Annotated in this window: 5 protein-coding genes; 2 read left to right on the forward strand and 3 right to left on the reverse strand. The window is 70.1% G+C overall.

Translation table 11 applies throughout. From position 1 onward, the window contains the following. Nucleotides 1-21: 21 nt before the first annotated feature. From ACE5CZ_RS11810 to ACE5CZ_RS11820, 3 genes are all read right to left on the reverse strand, one after another. Nucleotides 22-417: a PPOX class F420-dependent oxidoreductase gene (locus ACE5CZ_RS11810; RefSeq protein ID WP_374947525.1), complete on the reverse strand. Its 396-nt coding sequence runs from the start codon at nt 415-417 to the stop codon at nt 22-24. A gap of 99 nt (nt 418-516) precedes the next feature. After that, complete coding sequence (locus tag ACE5CZ_RS11815) at nt 517-1,167, reverse strand: GNAT family N-acetyltransferase (protein ID WP_374947526.1); 651 nt, start codon at nt 1,165-1,167, stop codon at nt 517-519. Continuing rightward, on the reverse strand, nt 1,168-2,487 hold the full coding sequence (locus tag ACE5CZ_RS11820) for a glutamyl-tRNA reductase (RefSeq protein WP_374947527.1): 1,320 nt from the start codon (nt 2,485-2,487) through the stop codon (nt 1,168-1,170). Nucleotides 2,488-2,561: 74 nt separating this feature from the next. On the opposite strand from ACE5CZ_RS11820, the gene hemE reads away from it, so the two are divergent. Both hemE and ACE5CZ_RS11830 read left to right on the forward strand, forming a co-directional pair. Beyond that, on the forward strand, nt 2,562-3,620 hold the full coding sequence (gene hemE, locus ACE5CZ_RS11825; RefSeq protein ID WP_374947529.1) for a uroporphyrinogen decarboxylase: 1,059 nt from the start codon (nt 2,562-2,564) through the stop codon (nt 3,618-3,620). 109 nt (nt 3,621-3,729) lie between these two features. After that, the coding region (locus ACE5CZ_RS11830; protein WP_374947528.1) for an FAD-dependent oxidoreductase at nt 3,730-3,983 on the forward strand (254 nt) is incomplete at its 3' end.

Here is a 3,983-nt window from a genome sequence, read left to right on the forward strand (position 1 = left end):
CGAGCTCGAACGAGAAGCGGATCACGCTGTGATGCGCAGGCAGACGCGCTTTTTCTGGCCCTTCTTGCCGAGCCGCTCGATGAACATGAACACGCGGTACTGCAGGCGGTACTTGGCCAGAAAGATGCGCGCCTGGCTCGAGCGGGCCTCGTCGGTGTCGACGATCTCGGCGACCGCCGCGACGACGCGAGCGTGGTCTGCCACGGTGCCCATACGGGTGGATGGGCGCAGCTCGACCCGGCTGCTGTTGCGCAGCCGCTTGACCTTGCCCGTGCCGTCGGGCGTCGTCACGATGAGGGCGTCGCCGTCACGGGCGATCCACACCGGCGTCGAGACGCCCACTCCGGACTTGCGAAACGTGGTGAGCGACACGAACCGTTCGTCGGCGATCGAGGCGAGCCCGGCATCCAGAGTCATGCGCCAACCCTAACCGGCGTAGGAGGTGCCGCTGCGGTCAAGAGGTGCCGGCGCACCGGGTGCACCTGACCGCACGGGCATCTGCTGCTCGGGTGCAACTCACCCATCGAGCGCGTTTCGTGCGTTCCACTCCACGTCGAGGATCGCGTAGACGGCCAGGTCTGCCCATTCTCCCTCGACGATCCCGCTGTGCACGAAGTGCCCCTCGAGGCGCATGCCGAGCCGGGTGCAGAGCGACGCCGAGGCCGTGTTGCGGGGGTCGAGCTCGGCGACGACCCTGTGCGACCCGAGTTCGTCGAACGCCAGGGTGAGAACACGGGATGCGGCCTCGGCCGCGTAGCCCTTGCCCTGGAACTGTGGATTCAGCACCCAGCCGACCGTGGCCTGCCGGTGCTCGATGCTTGTAAGCACGAGGGTCAGGTCTCCGATGATGCGGGGCCGCGCACAGGCGTCATCAGCAGGGGCGTCGTCGGGTGACGCGCCTTCGGGCGACGCGCCGTCGAGCGACGGGGGCAGTTCGATGCCCAGAACGATCACGTCGCCATCGGCGGCAAGCGTGGTGTTCAGTCGCCGCGCCAGGTGCTCGGCCACCTCGTCGCGGGTGCGCTTCGGCCACGGCAGGTAGCGGATGACGTCGTCGCGCCCCGCGTAGCCGAAGACGTCGTCGAGGTCTTCGGGAGTGAGCGTTCGCAGCACGAGGCGCTCGGTGCGGATCGGAGCTGTGATTCGCAGCAACGCCTCGTCAGCCACTCAGCCCTCGTGCGCGCGGTGTATGAGAGGAACGGTCGACGCGACCGAGGCGACGGCGTCGCTCGACGCGGGCGAGGCCTGCAGCCCGAAGAGCGCCTCGACGGCCGCGAACACCGTCTCGGTTCCGCCGGTTCGGGCCAGCTCACGTGCTCGCACCGAGGGGGTGTGCAGAATCACGCCGACCAGGTGCCGCAGCGCTCGCTCGGTCTCGTCTGACGAGTCGCCACGCGAGCGGGCGCGTTCGATCTCGGCGTCGAGCAGGTCGAAGAGGTGCGAACGCAGCGCGACGACGGCCGGGGCGACCTCGGCCTCGGCGCGGGATGCGCGGTACTCGGCCGCGGCCTCGCCGACCAGCGCGCGGGCGTCGGATTCGGCGTTCAACTCTCGCAGCGGCGCGTGCAGACTGACCGTCTCGAGGTCGAGCAGTTCGGTGCCGGCAACCGTCGACACGGCCGGGTCGACGTTGCGCGGCAGGCCGAGGTCGATCACGAGGCGGCGCTGTACGGCACCAAGCACGTCTCCGGCGGCTGCGAGCTGGTCGGCGGTGAGAACGACGGCGGGTGCGGTGCTGCAGGTGACGATCACATCGGATGCCGCGATCGCGCCGATCAGCTCGGCCTTCGTCACGGCGTGCAGCTCGTGCGAGGCGGCGAAGTTCGCGGCGCGGCCCGACGGCGAGTAGACCCGCACGTTCGTGACCCCGCGATCGCGGAGCGCGGCCAGGCTGGCGCGGGCGTAGCGCCCCGTGCCGACGAGCAGAACGGTGGTTCCGGCCCAGTCGGTGACGCGACTCTCGGCCAGGTCGAGCGCGAGGCGCACGAGGCTGCGACCCGCTTTGCCGAGACCCGTCTTCGTCTTGACGCCGCGCGAGGTCTTCGACGCCCGCTGGAACAGTCGCTCGAGGTCGCTCGAGGTCGTGTGCTCGACGCGGGCAGTCGTGAGGGCGCGGCGAACCTGCCCGGCGATCTCGTCTTCGCCGATGGCGACCGACTCGAGTCCGCTCGAGACCGCGAAGAGGTGCTCGGCCGCGGCGTCGCCGCACAGAACGGTGAGTGTGCTGCGCACGTCGTCGACATCGACGACGGATGCCTCGGCCAGCACTGCGATGGCCTGCTCGGTCGCGAGCGCGGCCGCGGCGGTGAGGGGCTCGTCGACGTCGAGGTAGGCCTCGAAGCGGTTGCAGGTGGCCAGAACCACTGCGCCCTGAATGAAGTCGCTTTCGGTGACCAACGAGGTTGCGAGGGAGGGTGCGCCGATCGACAGCTTCTCGAGGAGATCGAAGCTGGCATTGCGATGGTTCGCAGTCAGACAGAGCAGCACCTCTCGAGTCTACGTCGTGTAGAAGTCCGCTCAGGCAGCGCAGGTAAAATCGGTCGGTGCCCTCTTCTCACGCCGTGACCACCCTGCCCGCCGAGCATCCCCTGGTCGACGGGCGCACGGCATCCAGTGCCCTCATCACCGCCTACCGGGGTGAACGGCCCGCCGTCACCCCCGTGTGGTTCATGCGCCAGGCCGGGCGCTCGCTGCCGGAATACCGTGAGCTGCGGGTCGGAACGCAGATGCTCGACGCCTGCCTCGACCCCGAGCTCTCGAGTGAGATCACCCTGCAGCCGGTGCGTCGGCACGGTGTCGACGCGGGCATCTTCTTCAGCGACATCGTCATTCCCCTGAAACTGGCCGGCGTCGACGTCGACATCGTTCCCGGCCGCGGGCCCGTGCTCGGCAAGCCGGTGCGCACCGCCGCCGACGTGGCCGCGCTGCCCGCCCTCGACGACGCGGCACTCGCCCCGATCTCGGCCGGTGTCTCCCGCACCGTCGCGCAGCTGGGCGACACCCCGCTCATCGGATTCGCCGGCGCCCCCTTCACGCTCGCCGCCTACCTCGTCGAGGGCGGCCCGTCGAAAGACCACCTGCGGGCGCGTACGCTCATGCATTCCGACCCGGATGCCTGGGCCGGCCTGCTCGACTGGGCCGCGATCGTCACGGGGCAGTTCTTGCGTGCACAGGTTCTGGCGGGCGCCTCGGCGGCGCAGCTGTTCGACTCGTGGGTGGGATCGCTGTCGCTCGCGGACTACTCGGCGCACGTGCAGCGGCACTCGGCCAAGGCGCTTTCGGCCGTGGCCGACCTGGGCGTGCCGACCGTGCACTTCGGCGTGGGCAGCGGCGAGGTGCTGCCGGCCATGCACGACATCGGCGCCGATGTCATGGGAGTCGACTGGCGCATCCCGCTCGCCGAGGCCAGCCATCGTCTCGGCGGCGACGTTCCCCTGCAGGGCAACGTCGACCCCGCGCTGCTCGCCGCACCGTGGCCGGTGCTGGAGAAGCACGTGCTCGACGTTCTCGAGAGCGGAAAGGCGGCTCCCGCCCACGTTCTCAACCTCGGCCACGGCGTTCCGCCCGAGACAGACCCCGCGGTGCTCACCCGCATCGTCGAACTCGTTCACTCTCGATGAGCGCCTTCGGTGCGGCCCCTGCGCTAAGTCAGCACGAATCGCCCGACTCGCCGCCTGATGGCGCGAACGAGCGGCGTGGCGACACGAACGTGCTGACGTGGAGCGTCGAGTGACCGAGCACAGCTCCAGCGACTTCGACGTCGTGGTCATCGGGGCCGGAGTCGCCGGGCTCGTCGCGGCGCGGGAGTGCGCCCGCAAGGGACTCCGGGTGATCGTTCTCGACGCGGCCGAGACCCCGGGCGGGTTCGTGGCCACCCATGAGGTCGACGGCATCCGCCTCGACAGCGGAGCGGAGAGCTTCGCCACCCGCGGCGGGGAGAAGGGCAAGCCGGGCCCCGTCGCAGCGCTGATCGCCGACCTCGG

Source organism: Agreia sp. (assembly GCF_964263775.1).
GTDB lineage: Bacteria > Actinomycetota > Actinomycetes > Actinomycetales > Microbacteriaceae > Agreia.

Bases quoted from the DNA above. Each gene is read 5' to 3' on its own strand.
- ACE5CZ_RS11810 (WP_374947525.1), bottom strand. From the start codon at position 417: ATGACTCTGGATGCCGGGCTCGCCTCGATCGCCGACGAACGGTTCGTG.